This window comes from Corynebacterium sp. CMW7794, from assembly GCF_001563605.1.
GTDB classification, from domain to species: Bacteria; Actinomycetota; Actinomycetes; order Mycobacteriales; family Mycobacteriaceae; genus Corynebacterium; species Corynebacterium phoceense.
The window spans coordinates 14,550-30,402 of sequence record NZ_KQ961763.1; the positions used below are offsets into that span (position 1 = coordinate 14,550).

General features: G+C 63.5%; 15 protein-coding genes. 3 read left to right on the plus strand and 12 right to left on the minus strand.

Going from position 1 to position 15,853, the window contains the following annotated elements:
• Window positions 1–74: 74 nt before the first annotated feature.
• From HMPREF3227_RS09805 to dxr, 4 genes are all read right to left on the minus strand, one after another.
• The gene (locus HMPREF3227_RS09805; RefSeq protein ID WP_066486784.1) at window positions 75–1,886 is read right to left on the minus strand and encodes a penicillin-binding transpeptidase domain-containing protein; all 1,812 of its coding nucleotides are present in this window, start codon (window positions 1,884–1,886) and stop codon (window positions 75–77) included.
• A 50-nt stretch (window positions 1,887–1,936) separates the two neighbouring features.
• A complete protein-coding gene (gene ispG, locus HMPREF3227_RS09810) occupies window positions 1,937–3,100 on the minus strand; it encodes a flavodoxin-dependent (E)-4-hydroxy-3-methylbut-2-enyl-diphosphate synthase (RefSeq protein WP_066486788.1) in 1,164 nt (387 codons plus the stop codon).
• Between the two features lie 162 nt (window positions 3,101–3,262).
• Window positions 3,263–4,471 (minus strand): M50 family metallopeptidase, encoded by a 1,209-nt coding sequence (locus HMPREF3227_RS09815; protein ID WP_066486794.1) that lies wholly within the window; start codon window positions 4,469–4,471, stop codon window positions 3,263–3,265.
• 12 nt (window positions 4,472–4,483) lie between these two features.
• Window positions 4,484–5,665, minus strand: coding sequence for a 1-deoxy-D-xylulose-5-phosphate reductoisomerase (dxr, locus tag HMPREF3227_RS09820; protein ID WP_066512815.1), 1,182 nt, complete (start codon window positions 5,663–5,665; stop codon window positions 4,484–4,486).
• 183 nt (window positions 5,666–5,848) lie between these two features.
• On the opposite strand from dxr, the gene HMPREF3227_RS09825 reads away from it, so the two are divergent.
• Complete coding sequence (locus tag HMPREF3227_RS09825) at window positions 5,849–6,286, plus strand: DUF2631 domain-containing protein (protein WP_066512645.1); 438 nt, start codon at window positions 5,849–5,851, stop codon at window positions 6,284–6,286.
• 233 nt (window positions 6,287–6,519) lie between these two features.
• Here the strand turns inward: HMPREF3227_RS09825 and HMPREF3227_RS09830 are convergent, their stop codons facing one another.
• Genes HMPREF3227_RS09830 through rlmN form a run of 3 tightly spaced genes read right to left on the minus strand, consistent with a single transcriptional unit; the run spans window position 6,520 to window position 10,035 of the window.
• A complete protein-coding gene (locus tag HMPREF3227_RS09830) occupies window positions 6,520–8,097 on the minus strand; it encodes a hypothetical protein (RefSeq protein ID WP_066512648.1) in 1,578 nt (525 codons plus the stop codon).
• Complete coding sequence (locus HMPREF3227_RS09835; RefSeq protein ID WP_066512651.1) at window positions 8,094–8,897, minus strand: ABC transporter ATP-binding protein; 804 nt, start codon at window positions 8,895–8,897, stop codon at window positions 8,094–8,096. The genes HMPREF3227_RS09830 and HMPREF3227_RS09835 overlap by 4 nt, the downstream gene beginning before the upstream one ends.
• A 31-nt stretch (window positions 8,898–8,928) precedes the next feature.
• On the minus strand, window positions 8,929–10,035 hold the full coding sequence (gene rlmN, locus HMPREF3227_RS09840; protein WP_066486812.1) for a dual-specificity RNA methyltransferase RlmN: 1,107 nt from the start codon (window positions 10,033–10,035) through the stop codon (window positions 8,929–8,931).
• A 93-nt stretch (window positions 10,036–10,128) separates the two neighbouring features.
• On the opposite strand from rlmN, the gene HMPREF3227_RS09845 reads away from it, so the two are divergent.
• Window positions 10,129–10,563, plus strand: coding sequence for a LapA family protein (locus HMPREF3227_RS09845; protein ID WP_066512656.1), 435 nt, complete (start codon window positions 10,129–10,131; stop codon window positions 10,561–10,563).
• A 60-nt stretch (window positions 10,564–10,623) separates the two neighbouring features.
• Here HMPREF3227_RS09845 and HMPREF3227_RS09850 read toward each other — a convergent pair whose 3' ends face one another.
• From HMPREF3227_RS09850 to rpsB, 5 genes are all read right to left on the minus strand, one after another.
• Entirely contained in the window at window positions 10,624–11,517 is an 894-nt protein-coding gene (locus HMPREF3227_RS09850) for a phosphatidate cytidylyltransferase (RefSeq protein WP_197429525.1), read from the minus strand.
• A gap of 93 nt (window positions 11,518–11,610) precedes the next feature.
• Complete coding sequence (gene frr, locus HMPREF3227_RS09855; protein ID WP_066486825.1) at window positions 11,611–12,168, minus strand: ribosome recycling factor; 558 nt, start codon at window positions 12,166–12,168, stop codon at window positions 11,611–11,613.
• Between the two features lie 91 nt (window positions 12,169–12,259).
• Window positions 12,260–12,949, minus strand: a complete 690-nt coding sequence (gene pyrH / locus HMPREF3227_RS09860) for a UMP kinase (RefSeq protein ID WP_066486831.1) — start codon at window positions 12,947–12,949, stop codon at window positions 12,260–12,262.
• Between the two features lie 237 nt (window positions 12,950–13,186).
• Window positions 13,187–13,999: a translation elongation factor Ts gene (gene tsf, locus HMPREF3227_RS09865; protein WP_066486835.1), complete on the minus strand. Its 813-nt coding sequence runs from the start codon at window positions 13,997–13,999 to the stop codon at window positions 13,187–13,189.
• 232 nt (window positions 14,000–14,231) lie between these two features.
• Window positions 14,232–15,038 carry a 30S ribosomal protein S2 gene (gene rpsB, locus HMPREF3227_RS09870; protein WP_066512658.1) on the minus strand — a complete coding sequence of 269 codons (807 nt, stop codon included), beginning with the start codon at window positions 15,036–15,038 and terminating at the stop codon, window positions 14,232–14,234.
• A 295-nt stretch (window positions 15,039–15,333) separates the two neighbouring features.
• On the opposite strand from rpsB, the gene HMPREF3227_RS09875 reads away from it, so the two are divergent.
• Window positions 15,334–15,846, plus strand: coding sequence for a M23 family metallopeptidase (locus HMPREF3227_RS09875; protein ID WP_066487205.1), 513 nt, complete (start codon window positions 15,334–15,336; stop codon window positions 15,844–15,846).
• Window positions 15,847–15,853: the final 7 nt, after the last annotated feature.

Below are 15,853 nucleotides of genomic sequence, written 5' to 3' on the forward strand. Positions count from 1 at the left end.
GCCGTCTATGGTAGTCCCCCACCCTGTCACCCCGGCGGTCGGGCTGGGCGGCGGCGATGAGGGGCATCGGCAAGCTACTCGGCGCCGCCGGTGGCGACCTGCTCGGGGTCCTGCTGAGTGCGCAGTTCGTCAAGACGCTTGAAGAAGCTGTCCGTGATGGCGACGGAGGTCTCGGAACCGCCGCCGAGGACGACGAGGGTGGCAAAGGCAATGTCATCATCGCGGAAGCCGGTGAACCACGCGTGGGAACCGCCGTTGATTTCGGCCTCACCGGTCTTGCCATAGATGGTGCCGCCAGCGCCCATGCCGCGTGCGGTACCGGACGTGACCGTGGCGCGCATGAGGGTGCGAAGGTTGTCGATGACGACGGGTGACGGGCCATCGGGGTTCTCCGAGACGGTCGTCTTCTGCCCCGCGATGAGGGTCGGAGTGGGACGCACGCCTGCGGCGACGGTGGACGAAGCCAGAACCATGCCGAAGGGGCTCACGAGGTCCGCGCCCTGGCCGTAGCCGGCTTCGGTGCGCTCCAGTGGAGTCTCTCCCTCGGGGATGGAGCCGGTAATCGTGGTCAATCCAGGAATGTCATAGTCGAGGCCCAGACCGAAGCGGGAGCCTTCCTCCTTGAGTTCGCCCTCACCGAGGTCGGTCGAGATGTTTGCGAAGGTCGTGTTGCAGGACTGTGCAAAGGCTTCTTCGAGCGAGACGCTGCCCAGGGAGAAGCCGTTATAGTTCGTGACGGTGCGGCCGTAGATATCCATCGTGCCGGGGCACGGGACGATAGTGCCGGAGTTGAGGCCTTGCTTGTCCACGCCAGCGGAGGCGGTGATGATCTTGAACACGGAGCCGGGCGGGAACTGACCGGACAGGGCCAGGTCGCCTTTCTTATCGGCGGCATCGGTCTGCGCGACGGCGAGGATTTCGCCGGTGGAGGGACGCATGGCGACAAGCATGGCCTCGGAGTCCGCGCGGAGATCCACGGCTTGCTCCGCGGCGCGCTGGACGTTGTAATCAATACCCACGCGGATGGCGGGCGACGGGGTGGCGTCGTGGAATTCGACGTCGCTGAGTGAAGCGCCGTTCTCGTTAACGACGGCGATGCGCCAGCCATTCGTGCCGTCCAGCTTGTCCGCGACGATGGAACGCACACGGGACATGATGTCGGTGGCAAAGCCCGTCTCTTTGGTGATGAGCGCCGGCTCTTCATTGAAGCGGACTCCGGGAAGGTTGGCGCCTTGGATGGCGTTGCGGTCTCCCTCGTTGTAGAGACCCACGGAGTAGGTCTCCCCTGCCTCTTCAAGGTTCGTGGCGAGCTCGCCCGCGTCCTGGTTGACGAGGGGCGCGAGCTGGCCCGCGAGCGCGCGCATATCGCCGGAGGAGGTGTCGACGAGAAGGCGGTATTGAACGCCCGGGCTCATAAGCTCGACGCCGTCGGAACTCACGACGGAGGCTCGGTCGGCGACAACGGGGCGCAGCTCGAGGTGCTGGTGGGCGCCGAGCTTGGGGTGCAGCGCCGTGGATTCCCAATTAACGGTCCACGTTTTATCGACCTTGGTGAGTACGGCCTTGGCGTCGTAGGTGAGTTCGCGGTCCTTGGGCAGGTCCCACGTCACGGAGTAGTTGGCGGTAGCGACGGAGTCTCGTTGGTCGATAGAGGTGAGCTCAACGTCGAGGCCCTCGGCTTGGAGGCCGGAGTACGTTTCCCCGTACTGTTCCGCGGCAATGTCAGGGTCGTCGACGACGCTTTTGAGTGCGTCGACGTCGTGGTTTTCAAGCGCCGCAATGAAGTCCTCAGCGACCGGATCCGCCGCGACCGGTTTGGGCGTACACGCAGCCAGCGAGGTGCCCATAATCCCCGCTACGCAAAGAAAAGCCGCCGTCCGTTTCATGTCTTTCAACACTACTGGGACGGCGGCACAACGCGGGTTAGGCGCGCGGTTTAGCGGGTAACGCGAACCTCGGCCTTGGCGCCTTCGACGGCCTCAAGGCCCTGCTCATCGGCAATGCGCATGGCTTCTTCGATGAGGGTTTCCACAATCTGGGACTCAGGTACGGTCTTGACCACTTCGCCCTTGACGAAGATCTGGCCCTTGCCGTTGCCAGAAGCAACACCAAGGTCAGCGTCGCGGGCCTCGCCCGGACCGTTGACGACGCAGCCCATGACGGCCACGCGGATGGGGAACTCCATGCCCTCGAGGCCAGCGGTGACTTCCTCGGCGAGCTTGTACACGTCGACCTGGGCGCGGCCGCAGGACGGGCAAGAGACGATCTCCAGCTTGCGCGGGCGCAGGTTGAGCGACTGCAGGATCTGGTCACCGACCTTAATCTCCTCGACCGGGTCTGCGGACAGGGAGACGCGGATGGTGTCGCCGATGCCCTGCGAGAGCAGAGCGCCGAAGGCGACGGAGGACTTGATGGTGCCCATGAACTTCGGGCCAGCCTCGGTCACGCCGAGGTGGAGCGGGTAGTCCGTCTTCTCTGCGAGCTGGCGGTAGGCCTCGACCATGAGGACCGGATCCGAGTGCTTGACGGAGATGGCCAGATCGCCAAAGCCGTGCTCCTCGAACAGGCCAGCCTCCCAGATGGCGGACTCGACGAGGGCCTCCGGGGTGGCCTTGCCGTACTTTTCGAGCAGGCGCTTGTCCAGGGAGCCACCGTTGACGCCGATGCGGATCGGGATACCAGCGTCAGAAGCCGCCTTAGCGACCTCCTTAACGCGGCCGTCGAACTCCTTGATGTTGCCCGGGTTAACGCGGATAGCAGCGCAGCCAGCGTCGATAGCCTGGAAGATGTACTTCGGCTGGAAGTGGATGTCCGCAATGACCGGGATGGGCGACTTCTTCGCGATGGCAGGCAGAGCGTCCGCGTCCACGGTCTTCGGGCAGGCGACGCGCACGATATCACAGCCGGAAGCCGTGAGCTGAGCGATCTGCTGGAGGGTCGCATTGACGTCATGAGTCTTGGTGGTTGTCATCGACTGCACCGAGATCGGGTGCTCGGAGCCAACGCCCACGGGGCCGACGAAGAGCTGACGCGTTTTACGACGCGGCGCCAAAGTCGGGGCAGGTCCGTCCGGCATTCCGAGTCCGATGGGGGTTGACATACGTTCTCCTATTTACTGGAAAAAAGATGGGTACACGGGGGTTTAGATGCAAACCACTCTACGCTATCCATACAGTCTAATGACTATGGCAAATGGGCAGAGCTGGAGGTTCTGAGTTTCACCATCGGTGCAGTCAGTGACACGTCCTACACCACGTGGCGTTTAGCCAAAGAGACGAATCGGGTTCACCACATCCGCGATGATGACGAGCGCGCCGAAGGTCATGAGAATGGCCGCCATGACGTAGGTGACCGGCATGAGGCGCGTGTAGTCGGCCGGACCCTTGGCTGCCAGGCCGCGGGCGCGGCGCAGGGCGTCGCGGATTTTCTCGTACGCGATCACCGCAATGTGGCCGCCGTCGAAGGGCGGCAACGGGATGAGGTTAAACAGCGCAAGGAAGTAGTTGAGCGAGGCCAGCATCATGAAGAAGGAGGACCACAGGCTATTCTCCACGAGCTCGCCGCCCACGCGGGAGGCACCGACGACGGACATGGGCGAATCATCGGCGCGGTTGTGGCCGAAGATGGACGCGACGATGCCGGGGACCTTCTCCGGCATGTGGATGATGGCGTCGACGGTGGACTTGGCCAGGTACCACGAGTAATCCGCGGTCGCCGGGACAGCGGTGGCGGCATTGTATTTCTTGACGATATCGAGCGGCGCGTTGGTGAGACCGATGGAGCCGGCCTCGACCGTCTGCCCGTCCGTGGTGAGACGCTTGACGGTGTCGAGGTGGACTTCAAAGTCGCGGGGCTGGCCGTCGCGTTCGACGGTGAGCGTGACGGTCTCCCCCGGCTTGGCGATGACCGCCTCGCGCAGTGCGTTGAAGTCCGCAAGCTCCTCACCGTCGAGGGCGACGATGATATCGCCGGGCTCAACGCCGGCCGCGCCGGCAGGACCGGTGCCGGTGCAGTCTTCGTAGGTGCTTTCGTCGATCTGGTCGGCGGAGCACACCACCTCGCCGACTTTGGGACGCACGTCCGCGTGGACGTCGGGCAGGCCTGTGGTCACGGCGACGCAGAAAAGAATAGAGAAGCCCAGCACGATGTTGACGAGGATGCCGGCGGCCATGACGAGGACGCGCTGCCAGGCTGGCTTCTTGTACATCGCATACGGCTCTTCCTCGTCGGTGAGGAATTCGTCGTTGGCGGTCATGCCCGCGATGTCGCAAAAGCCGCCCACGGGCAGGGCCGCGAATCCGTACTCGGTGCGGCCTTTCTTCTTCGCCCATATCTTGGGGCCGAAACCGATGTAGTAGCGGCGTACCCACATGCCAAACGAACGGGCGGTGAGCATATGGCCCGCCTCGTGCAGGGCGATGGTGATGCCGATGCCTAGGGCGAAGAGAAGAATGCCCAGAATATAGGCCATAGGTGAAGTGTCCTAGCGTGCGATCTGTTCAATTCGCGCGTCCGCCTTGGCGCGCGCCTCGCGCTCCACGGCGAGGATGTCATCGACGCTAGAGAGTACACCAGCCAACTGAGAATACTGGCCCATCACGTGCGCGACTGTGTCCACTATCTCTGGGAAGTGGATGCGACCAGCAAGGAAGGCGGCGGCGGCCTGCTCGTTCGCCGCGTTGTAGACCACGCCTGAGCTGTTTTGTGCGGCCTCGCGGGCGAGCTGGACGGCCGGGAAGGCGGCATCGTCAAGCGGCTCAAAGTGCCAGTCCAAAACCTGGCTGAAGTCGAGCTGCGGTTGCGCGTCCGGCACACGTCGCGGCCAGTAGAGCGCGTGGGAAATGGGAAGCTTCATCGACGGCGGAGAGGCCTGCGCGATGGTGGCGCCGTCCACAAACGTCGCCATGGAATGAATGATGGACTGCGGGTGGACGGTGACGTCAATGCGCTCGGGCTCGATGTCGAAGAGCAGGGTGGCCTCGATGAGCTCCAGGCCCTTATTGATCATCGTCGCGGAGTTCAGCGTATTCATCTGCCCCATGGACCACGTGGGGTGCTTCGCGGCCTGCTCAGGCGTGACGTCCCACATCTGCTCGCGGGTCCAGCCACGGAAGGGGCCTCCCGATGCCGTCAGCACCAGCTTGTCGAGTTCGCCACGCTCGCCGGAGCGCAGGCACTGCGCCATGGCGGAGTGCTCCGAGTCCACCGGAATAATCTGGCCCGGCTTGGCCAGGTTGATGGCCAGCTTTCCGCCGGCGACGAGGGATTCCTTGTTGGCGAGGGCGAGGTACTCCCCCATCTCGATGGTCGCGAGGGTGGCTGCAAGCCCCATGGAGCCCACGAGTCCGTTGAGGACCGTGTCGGCTTCCACCTCACGGGTGAGCCGCTCCGCGGCGTCTGGCCCCTCGAGGACCGCGCCGCCAAGAGCCGCGCTCACCTTATCCGCGGCGTGCGTGTTGGCGACGGCGACGTGGTTAGCCGAAAGGTTGAGGGCCTTCGCCTGATCGATGACGAGGTCCGGGTGTCCGCCGCCAGCCGCGATGCCGACGACGACAAACTTATCGGGATTATCCGCGATGACTTCCAAAGCCTGGGTGCCAATGGAACCTGTGGAGCCGAGGATAAGGACGCGTTGTGCAGTCTCTGGCGCATGCTGCGCTGCAATGTCGGGATGAGTCACGAGCCCCTACTGTAGTAGGTCGCTCGGGACGCCCCTCCACCCACGCGGGTGTGACGTAGTTTACTTCCTCGCGTGGAGCTCGAAATCTCGGGGGTAAGTGCCACGTTCCGGCGGGCCATGGACTATTCTATTGGGGACAAATAGGCACGTACACGCGAAGGAGAACAAGTGTCTTCCCACAAAGTGACCTCTGAGGTCTACAACGGCGTTTCCACCGACGACGTCCCGTCTGCAGCGTTCGGCTGGTCCAAGACCCCGCGCAGCGGCATCCAGATTGCCGGTTGGTTCTCCGTCTTCATGCTCTTGATGTTCAACTTCGGTAACCACAAGGGCCACGTGGAGACCATCTTCCTTATTCTTTTGGCTGTCGTTATTGCGCTTCTGCTGCTCATCCACCTCTTCCAGCCGAAGCTCGCCAACGTGCGAACCCTTACCGCCCGCAACCAGCCGCTCGGCCACGCCGAGCCGGAGTGGGCATACGAACAGAAGACCCTGGGCCACACCTACGCCGAGCTGACCGATGATGAGCTTCGTGCCCTCAACATCGACCCGGCCCACGTAACCCACCTGCGCGCCGTTACCGAGGGCAAGCACGCCGCTCACTAAGCGCTGCTGCTTCTCACGGCTTTAAGCCTCCGCCTGGTGCGGAGGCTTTCGTTGTTTTCGCGCTACGTACTCTGCGTGACCGCCCCCTCTCCCCACGACGTGCACATGAGGTGCATTGAGGTCAAGTCCTGGGGAGTCAAGAAATTGCGCGTCGTGGTGGTCCACCTTGGCCATCGCAAGAACTTCTATTCTGGATTGTCACCTTCAGCCGAAGGTTATTCGCCGTTGCGCTATCACGACACGTACGTGCGCACCTTCGCATAGATCTCCGGCATCTGAGCGTCGACGCGGCGGGAGGCCAGCCACAGCGCAAGGACGTAGATGGCGGCGGGGACGACGAGTCCGACGGCGGCGCCAGCGAACTTGAGACCGGAGTCGGCGCCGAGGATCACCATGATGATGCCCGGAGCGGCGGGTAGCCAACCGAAGAAGAAGCACACGATTGCAGCGATGAAGGCACCGGCGGAGTATCCGGACTTATCCGTCCATGGGTTGGTGCCGGGCGGAGAGACGGGATACGGGTTGAACGCGGAGAGCAGCGCGGCGAAGCTGCCGGAGGAGAGCACCATGCCCACGGCAAGGGCGGCTATGCAGGCGGCGAAGGCGCGGTCCGGTGCCAGGAGGAGAAGGACGACCGCGCCGAGCGCGATGACCACGGCGGTGGTTGTGAGGTGCGCCCAGTGCCGCGCGCGGAAGAGGACCGAGGCGCGCACGGGGGCGAGCATCTTCACCCACAGGGAAGGTCCGTCGTAACCACAGTCGTTGATGGCCACGATGCCGCCGAGAACACCCAGGTAGCCCACGAAGAAGTACCCGAGGACCTCCTCGCCGCGCCAGAGCTGGTACAAGGCGAAGGCGAGGAAGACGGGCAGCATGACGAGCGTCATGGTGAGCCGCGAGTCGCGGAAGAAGTAGCGCAGGGAACGAGAGTACTCCATCCACGCGGGGCTGCGGTAGGCCAGACCGCCGAGCGAAAGGGCCGTGACACCCTCGGCGCGTGGGGCGGCGCTCGGGGCGTTGCCGTGGACGGGGCTTTCGAAGGTTTGGCGCGCGGTGAGGTCCCAGCCCCAGGCGAGGAGGGCGAGGGTCACCAGGCCGATGAGCAGCTGCGCCAGCGCCGGGGCGAGGGCACCGTCGGCCAGCGAGGCCACCCATCCGGTGAGCGCGGACAGCGGCGTCCAGGCGAGGACCCCGCCCACGGTGCCCAGCGGCACGATGTTGTTCAGGATGCCCTGCAGGTTCGTGAAGATGAAGAGGAGCGCCACGCCGCCCAGGCCCATGACGAGGTTCGCCTTGTCCTTGCTCAGCGCGGCCGAGCCGAGGGCGCCCACGAGGTCTGCGGCAAAGACTGTGAGCGCGAGCGAGAACGCCATGGAGACTACGAACGCGGCCGCGAGCAGGGGACGGCCGTGCGTGGTGAGAAAGACCGCGCCGCCCACGGCGAAGATGACAGTGAAGAGGGTCGCAATGATGGAGCGGGTGGTGAGAAACAGGGACCACGCGAGCGCGGGGCGTACCTCGCGGTAACTCAGCGGGAAAGTCCCCAGTTCGGCAGGGGTGAGCTGCTTCTCCCCCGCCGGCATCATGACGGACAGCAGAATATACATGGCGACGCCGAGACCGTTGATGACGGTGAGGACGTGAAAGCTGTGGGTAGCATCGGCAAAATCCATGTAGCCCGCCAGGCTGAGCGAGACCAGGCCGAGAAGTCCGTAAAACCCGATGAGGAAGGCCAGGATGAACTGCTGCGGGTTGGAGTGCAGCGCGCGGGTCCACAATGTGCGGTGAAGTGTGATGAGGGTGCGGGTCATCGCGAGCCCTCCCCCAGCCAGTCGAGCGAGGCCTCGTCGAAGTCGCCGCCACCCACGAGGTCCACGAAGACGTCGGTGAGGCTGCGCCCGTCGCGCACCTCGTCCACGTGACCGGACGCGACGACGCTACCTTGGTCGATGATCGCCACGTGATCACACAGTCCCTCCACGAGGCTCATGACGTGGGAAGATAACACGACGGTGCCACCGCGTGCAGCAAAGGAACGCAGCATCTGTTGGATAAGGCGTCCGGAGACAGGGTCAACGGCCTCGAGCGGCTCGTCCAGGACGAGCACCTCCGGCGAATGGAGCAGTGCGCCGGCGAGCAAGATCTTCTTCGTCATGCCGGCCGAGTAATCGGCGATGGGCTTGGAGGCGGCATCGGAAAGCCCGAGAGCCTGGAGGAGCTGCGCGGCGCGGCGGGTGGACTCCTCCTCCGGGAGGCGGCGCAGAGCGCCCAAGTAGTAGAGATATTCCGCGCCGGTAAGCCGGTCGAAGACGGGAGCGCCGTCCATGAGCAAGCCGACGGCGGCCTTGGCGGGCAGTGGATCCTCCCAGACGGAGTGCCCCGCGATAAAGGACGCGCCGTGGTCCGGGCGCAACAAGCCGCACGCCATGGTGAGCATGGTGGTCTTGCCTGCGCCGTTGGGCCCCACCACGCCGTACATGGCGCCGCGGGGGACGTCGAGGCTCAAGCCTTGGACAGCGGGGCGGCCGTCAAAGGCCTTGGCGAGGTCGCGCACCGCAAAGGCGCACTCGCGCGGGTCGGGTACTAAAGCAGAAAGGTGTGGAGACGTCATGTCTCCACACCTTAACTAAAAATGGTCTGCTTTACGCGGACTCGCGCTCGTCGGCGGCGAGCTGGCCGCAGGCCGCGGCGATCTCGTCGCCCTTGGTGTCGCGCACCGTGCACGGCACGCCCTGCGCGATGACCCGGCGGACGAACTCGTCCTGGCGGGCCTTCGGTGCTGCGTCCCATTCGGAACCCGGGGTCGGGTTAAGCGGAATGACGTTGACGTGGACCTTGGAGCCCAGCGCCTGGTGCAGCTTGCGGCCGAGCATGTCCGCGCGGAAGCCCTGGTCATTCTTATCGCGGATGAGCGCGTATTCAATGGAGACGCGGCGGCCTGACTTGTCGGCGTAGTAACGCGCGGCGTCGAGGACCTCGGAGACCGGCCAGCGGTTGTTCACCGGCACGAGGCTATCGCGCAGCTCATCATCCGGCGTGTGGAGCGAGACAGCCAGGGTGCAGGCCAGCCCCTCGTCCGCGAACTTGCGGATGGCCGGCGCCAGACCCACCGTGGACACGGTGACGTTGCGCTGGGAGAGGCCAAAGCCTTCGCCGTCCTGGCCGGTGATCTGGCGTACCGCGTGCATCACGCGCTTGTAGTTGGCCAGCGGCTCGCCCATGCCCATGAACACGACGTTGGACAGGCGACCGCCCTCGGCCTCCATCTGCGCGGACGCGTTACGGAATTGCTCCACGATCTCCGCGGTGGACAGGTTGCGGTCGAGGCCGCCCTGGCCGGTGGCACAGAACGGGCAGGCCATGCCGCAGCCCGCCTGGGACGAAATGCACAGGGTGGCGCGGCCCGGGTAGCGCATAAGCACGGACTCGAGCAGCGTGCCATCGTGGAGGCGCCACAGGGACTTCGTGGTCGAGCCATCGTCCGTCGAGGTCTGGCGGATGGGCGTCATGAGTTCCGGAAAGAGGGCTTCCTGCACGGCCGCACGCTTCTCGGCCGGGATATCCGTCATCTTCTCAACGTCGTTGGTGAGGTGCTGGTAGTAATGCTTCGCCAGCTGCTTGGCGCGGAACTTGGGCAGTCCCAGCTCGGCGAGCTTCGCAACGCGCTCGTCGACAGTAAAGTCCGCAAAGTGCTTCGGCGGCAAGCCACGCCGCGGGGCGGAGAAATTCAGTTTCAAAGGTTCAGCCATGGTGCTCGCTATTGTCCCACTCTCGGCGCTCAACGGCTAATTAAAAGGAACCTAAAGTGATGAAGTCAACGCCGCGCCGGTATCTTGGTATCCATGACTTCCAAGGACCCCCGTAACGTTCAGCCCGACCCCTCCGCTGAGCTTGCCGATGCCCCCTCCGCTACGCCCGACTCCACCCCAGCGTCTGCTCCCGCTCCGGTTCCTGTCGCTCAGGACTCGTTCTCTGCGGAGGACCGCGTCGCCTTCGCCGAGTTTCAAAAGGAGCAGTCCAAGGTGAAGGGGTCCTTTGCTGCCAGCACGTGGGCCGCGCTCATCGTGGGCTTCCTGCTGCTAATTCTGCTCATCATCTTTATCTTGCAGAATCAGCAGCCGGCCGAGCTCAACTTCTTCAATTGGTCCGGCCAGCTGCCCGCAGGCATCGCGTTCCTCATCTTCGCCATCGCCGGCGCGCTCATCATGGCGCTTGTGGGCGGCTGGCGCATGTTCGAGCTGCGCCGCCAGGTGCGCAAGCAGGCCCAGCGCCACTAACGCTTCACCGCATAATGAAAAGCCGCGTCCTCGTGGACGCGGCTTTTGTGTGCGTGGTGGCTACGGCAACGGCACGAAGCCGGTGGCGAGGGCGTTCATCGCCACCCAGGTCACCATGGCCGACGGCAACATGCCGTCGAGGCGGTCCATGAGTCCGCCGTGGCCGGGCAGGATATGCGACATGTCCTTGATGCCCAGCTCGCGCTTAAATTGGGATTCCACGAGATCACCCAGCGTCGCGCAAAAGACGAGCAGCAAGCCCATGATGGCGCCGACCCAGGCGTCGTGATGGAGCAAGAGCTTCACCGCCAGCGCGCCGGTGAGCGTGCCAAAGACGATGGAGCCCACGAAGCCCTCCCAGGACTTCTTCGGCGAGACAGCCGGGGCCATGGGATGCGAGCCGAACATAACGCCAGCGACGTAACCACCGGTATCGGACGCGACGACGCAGAGCATAAAGACGATAATCGACGCGGCACCCGAGGCCAATGGCGTATCGATGTACGACAACATCGCCGCGAACGAGCCGAAGAGTGGAATCCACGTGAGCACGAACAACCCGACGGACATATCGCGCAGGTAGTTAATGGGCGGACGGTGCCGACCGTTGTGGAAGAGTCGGCCAAACATGAGCGCCAGGACGCTCAACACGTAGACCGCCACGAGGCCTGACGCCCCTGCCACCCACGAGGCCCAAATCATGACCTGGCACAAAACGATCAGCAACGTGCGCGGCACTTGGTAGGAATGCTCACGCAGTCGCGTGGTGACCTCCCACATGGAAAATCCCAGCGCGGCCGCCACCACGATATACCACGCGAGCGGACCCGCCCACACGGCAAAGACGACGAGTGCGCCCAACCCCACGCCCACGCCGATGGCTGCCGGTAGGTTGCGGCCGGCGCCATTCTTCGGCTTAGGCAGGTGGCGATTCTGGGAGGCGGTATCGGGCACGACCAGACATCCTTTCGCGGGGTAGGGCATGAAACGAGCCGCCGAAGCGTGAATGCGTCCGACGGCTTGTTGTGTACATGTGGTGCGGAGGGTCTAGACCTCCATCAACTCGTCTTCCTTAGCGGCGACGAGCTTGTCCACCTGGTCGATGTAGGAGGCGGTGATCTTCTCCATCTCCTTTTCTGCGGCGACGACCTCGTCTTCGCCCGCGTCGCCATCCTTCTGCAGCTTCTTCAGCTGCTCCATGGCCTTGCGGCGCAGGTTACGGATGGCCACCTTGCCATCCTCGCCCTTGGACTTGGCGAGCTTGACCATGTCACGGCGACGCTCCTCGGTCAGCTGCGGAATGGTCACACGCAGAACCTGACCGTCGTTGGTCGGGTTGACGCCCAGGTCCGAGTTACGGATAGCGTTCTCGATCTCGTTCATCATGGACTGCTCGTAGGGCTTGATGAGCAGCATGCGTGGCTCCGGAACCGAGATGGTCGCCATCTGGGTAATGGGGGTCATCACGCCGTAGTACTCGGCCACGAGACCGTTGAACATGGCCGGGTTGGCACGGCCTGTGCGGATGGTCACCAACTGCTCGCGGGTGTGCTCCACCGAGGCGGTCATGTGCTCTTCGGCGTCGAGCTGAATCTCATCAATCATGAGGAAGAATGTTCCTTCTGTGTGTCGTAGGTGCTGGGTAGAAAATCTAGCAGGTTTTTCGCCGCTTGCGGGTCATATTCCCCGGCGGGGCTTACTTCGACTGAACGAGGGTACCGATAGGCTCGCCCTTGACGGCGCGCTCGATATTGCCCTCAGTGAGCAGGTTGAAGACCAGGATGGGCATGTTGTTGTCCATGCACAGGCTAAACGCGGTGGCGTCTGCAACCTTCAGGCCCTTCTCGATGACCTCGCGCGGCGTGATTTCCGTGTAGAGCTCCGCGTCCGGGTTGGTGCGCGGGTCGTCCGAATAGACACCGTCCACGGCCTTGGCGAGGAAAAGGACCTCGGCGCCAATCTCCAAGGCACGCTGTGCCGCGGTCGTGTCCGTGGAGAAGTACGGCATACCCATGCCAGCGCCGAAGATAACCACGCGGCCCTTCTCCAGGTGGCGGTCAGCGCGCAGCGGCAGGTACGGCTCCGCGATCTGCGCCATGTTGATGGCGGTCTGCACGCGGCAATCCACGCCCTGCTGCTGCAGGAAGTCCTGGAGGGCCAGGCAGTTCATAACGGTGCCGAGCATGCCCATGTAGTCCGAGCGCGCACGGTCCATGCCGCGCTGGGAGAGCTCCGCGCCACGGAAGAAGTTGCCGCCACCGATGACCACGGCGACCTCGGTACCCTGCTTGGAAATGTCCGCGATCTGGCGGGCGACGTTTTCGACGACGTCCGGATCGATGCCGACCTTGCCGCCGCCAAACATTTCACCACCCAGCTTGAGCATCACTCGCTTGTACGCAGTTCGCTTGGAATCCGGGGTAGTCACCTGGAGACGTCCTTCCACTTAAAGGGGCACAATTTTCTCCGACCATCTTACCTGTTAGGACGCCCCGCTACCTAACACCGCGCCTCGCCGGCGGCACGCAAAAGCCCACGTCCCCGCGGAAGCGGAGCGTGGGCTGATTTTCGAGCGAAAGTTCGCCCTCACGCAGCAGCAGTAACCCTGCCGCGGGAGTGAGACTTAGGCACCGATCTCGAAACGCTTGAAGGCGGTGATGGTGGTGCCAGCCTCGTCAAGAACCTGCTTGACGGTCTTCTTGTGGTCCTCCAGTGCGGCCTGCTCGAGCAGGACAACGTTCTTGAAGAAGCCACCCAGGCGGCCTTCCACGATCTTCGGGATAGCCTTCTCCGGCTTACCCTCTTCGCGGGTGGTGGCCTCAGCGATTTCGCGCTCCTTCTCGACGACCTCAGCCGGAACCTCTTCGCGGGTGAGGTACTCAGCCTTCATCGCGGCGATCTGCAGAGCAGCCTGGTGTGCGGCCTCAGCGTTGCCCTCGTAGGCAACGAGAACGCCCACTGCCGGCGGCAGGTCTGCGGAACGCTGGTGGAGGTAGACGGCGACGTTGTCGCCCTCGATGGTGGCAGCGCGGGCAGCCTGCAGCTTCTCACCGGTCTTTGCGGACTCTTCGGTCACAATGTCGGCGACGGTCTTGCCGTCGATCTCGAGAGCATTGAGCTCCTCAGCGGAGTTGACCTTAGCCTCGCCTGCGGCCTCAGCGATCTTGGCTGCGAAGGACTTGAAGGCGTCGTTCTTTGCCACGAAGTCGGTCTCGCAGTTGATCTCGACCATGGTGTTGCCGGAGACGGCGATGAGACCCTCAGAAGCCTCGCGGTCCGCACGCTTGGAGACGGACTTTGCGCCCTTGATGCGCAGGATCTCAACAGCCTTGTCGTAGTCGCCGTTGGACTCTTCCAGGGCCTTCTTGCAATCGAGCATGCCAGAGCCGGTAGCTTCGCGCAGGGCCTTGACGTCTGCAGCAGTGTAGTTCGCCATAGTTGGGGCGATCCTCCTTGTTGATCAAACAATGTTCGTTGAAACAGCGTAGTCGACGCACGCGCCGCGCGCCGCTCTAGGGGGCTAGAAAAATGCCCCCGCGCCGTCGAAATACCGTGCCACGGCTCCACACGCGCGCGATGCACGTGAGACACGTCGTGTCACGACAAACCCCCGTGGCCTTAGTCGGCACAACGGGGGTTTAAAAGTCAGCCACAGAAATTAATCTGTATTACTCAGCGGACTCGGCAGAAGCCGGGTCGGATGCAGCAGCGGCCTCAGCGGCGTCGCGCTGCTCCTTTTCTGCGGAGTCGCCAGCGGCTTCCTTAGCAGCGGCAAGCTGGCGCTCTTCGCGAGCCTTCTTGCCCTCTTCCACAGCGGTGGAGATGATGCCGGTGAGCAGCTTGGTGGCGCGGATGGCGTCGTCGTTGCCCGGAATCGGGAAGTCGACCTCGTCCGGATCGCAGTTGGTGTCAAGGATGGCAACAACCGGGATGTTGAGCTTGTGAGCTTCCTTGACCGCGATGTGCTCCTTGTTGGTGTCAACAATCCACAGGGCGGACGGAGCCTTGGACATGTCAGAGATGCCGCCCAGGACGCGCTCCAGCTTCGTGCGCTCGCGGGTGAGCATGAGAACTTCCTTCTTGGTGCGGCCCTTGTAGCCATCCTCAGCGGCGTCCATGGCCTGAAGCTCCTTCATGCGCTTCAGACGCTTGGACACGGTCTGGAAGTTGGTGAGCATGCCGCCCAGCCAGCGGTGGTTGACGTACGGCATACCCACGCGGGTAGCTTCCTCAGCCACGGCTTCCTGAGCCTGCTTCTTCGTACCCACGAACAGGATGGTGCCGCCGTGTGCGACGGTCTCCTTGACGAACTCGAAAGCCTCGTCAATGTAAGTCAGCGTCTGCTGCAGGTCGATGATGTAGATGCCATTACGGTCAGTGAAGATGAAACGACGCATCTTCGGATTCCAGCGACGGGTCTGGTGCCCGAAGTGGACACCGGCGTCGAGGAGCTCGCGCATGGTTACAACTGCCATGATTCGCTCGCTTTCTATTTTCTTTAGGTTTTCCAATACGTGTTGTGCGGGCTTTTATCCCACACCCTGGCTGCAAGTCCTAGCTGTCAACACCCAAGTCATGAACAGATTCGGGACCACGTTGACTGCGTCATTGTTCTTGCCGCGCGTAGTCAATGAGTCCAAAGGACACACTGCTGCCGGATAGCTTATATGCTTCGCCACGCTTTGCCAAAACGGCGCGCACGCGAACTGCCTGCAAAATCCCACCAACACAACCTAGCGCTCTGCCCCAAAATCCGGCATGGTGGAGACCATGAAACTCTCTCGCCTCATTTTTAGTTCTCTCCTTATTACTGCAACCACTTTCGCCACAGGCGCTACGCTTCCGGCCGCCGCCGCACCATCGCCCACCGCCGCGCAGCCCTCCGCCCGCGGCTATTCGCCACCCGTTCCACTCCGCGTTATCCGCGCCTTCGATAATCCGGACCACAATTGGCTGCCGGGACACCGCGGCGTCGATCTTGCGGCAGACGTTGGCCAGCCCATTGCCGCCGCGGGCCCCGGGACCGTCGCCTTCGCAGGCGTTGTCGCCGGCACCCCGTCGGTTTCCGTCGAGCACGCGGACGGACTGCGCACCACTTACTCCCCCGTCTACGCCCACGTCCAGGTCGGGCAGACAGTCGCCGCCGGAGACGTACTCGGCACGCTCGCGCCTACCTTCGACGGCTATCCCGGCCTGCATTGGGGCGCACTCGACGGCCCGGATTCTTATCTCAATCCACTCGAGCTTCTTGATGCCCCCACGATCCGCCTGAAGCCCGTCTAGGTCTGCG

Coding starts and splice junctions, on each gene's coding strand:
- HMPREF3227_RS09805 (WP_066486784.1), bottom strand. CDS start 1,886: ATGAAACGGACGGCGGCTTTTCTTTGCGTAGCGGGGATTATGGGCACC.
- ispG (WP_066486788.1), bottom strand. CDS start 3,100: ATGTCAACCCCCATCGGACTCGGAATGCCGGACGGACCTGCCCCGACT.
- HMPREF3227_RS09815 (WP_066486794.1), bottom strand. CDS start 4,471: ATGGCCTATATTCTGGGCATTCTTCTCTTCGCCCTAGGCATCGGCATC.
- HMPREF3227_RS09830 (WP_066512648.1), bottom strand. CDS start 8,097: ATGACCCGCACCCTCATCACACTTCACCGCACATTGTGGACCCGCGCG.
- HMPREF3227_RS09835 (WP_066512651.1), bottom strand. CDS start 8,897: ATGACGTCTCCACACCTTTCTGCTTTAGTACCCGACCCGCGCGAGTGC.
- rlmN (WP_066486812.1), bottom strand. CDS start 10,035: ATGGCTGAACCTTTGAAACTGAATTTCTCCGCCCCGCGGCGTGGCTTG.
- HMPREF3227_RS09845 (WP_066512656.1), top strand. CDS start 10,129: ATGACTTCCAAGGACCCCCGTAACGTTCAGCCCGACCCCTCCGCTGAG.
- frr (WP_066486825.1), bottom strand. CDS start 12,168: ATGATTGATGAGATTCAGCTCGACGCCGAAGAGCACATGACCGCCTCG.
- pyrH (WP_066486831.1), bottom strand. CDS start 12,949: ATGCTCAAGCTGGGTGGTGAAATGTTTGGCGGCGGCAAGGTCGGCATC.
- tsf (WP_066486835.1), bottom strand. CDS start 13,999: ATGGCGAACTACACTGCTGCAGACGTCAAGGCCCTGCGCGAAGCTACC.
- rpsB (WP_066512658.1), bottom strand. CDS start 15,038: ATGGCAGTTGTAACCATGCGCGAGCTCCTCGACGCCGGTGTCCACTTC.
- HMPREF3227_RS09875 (WP_066487205.1), top strand. CDS start 15,334: ATGAAACTCTCTCGCCTCATTTTTAGTTCTCTCCTTATTACTGCAACC.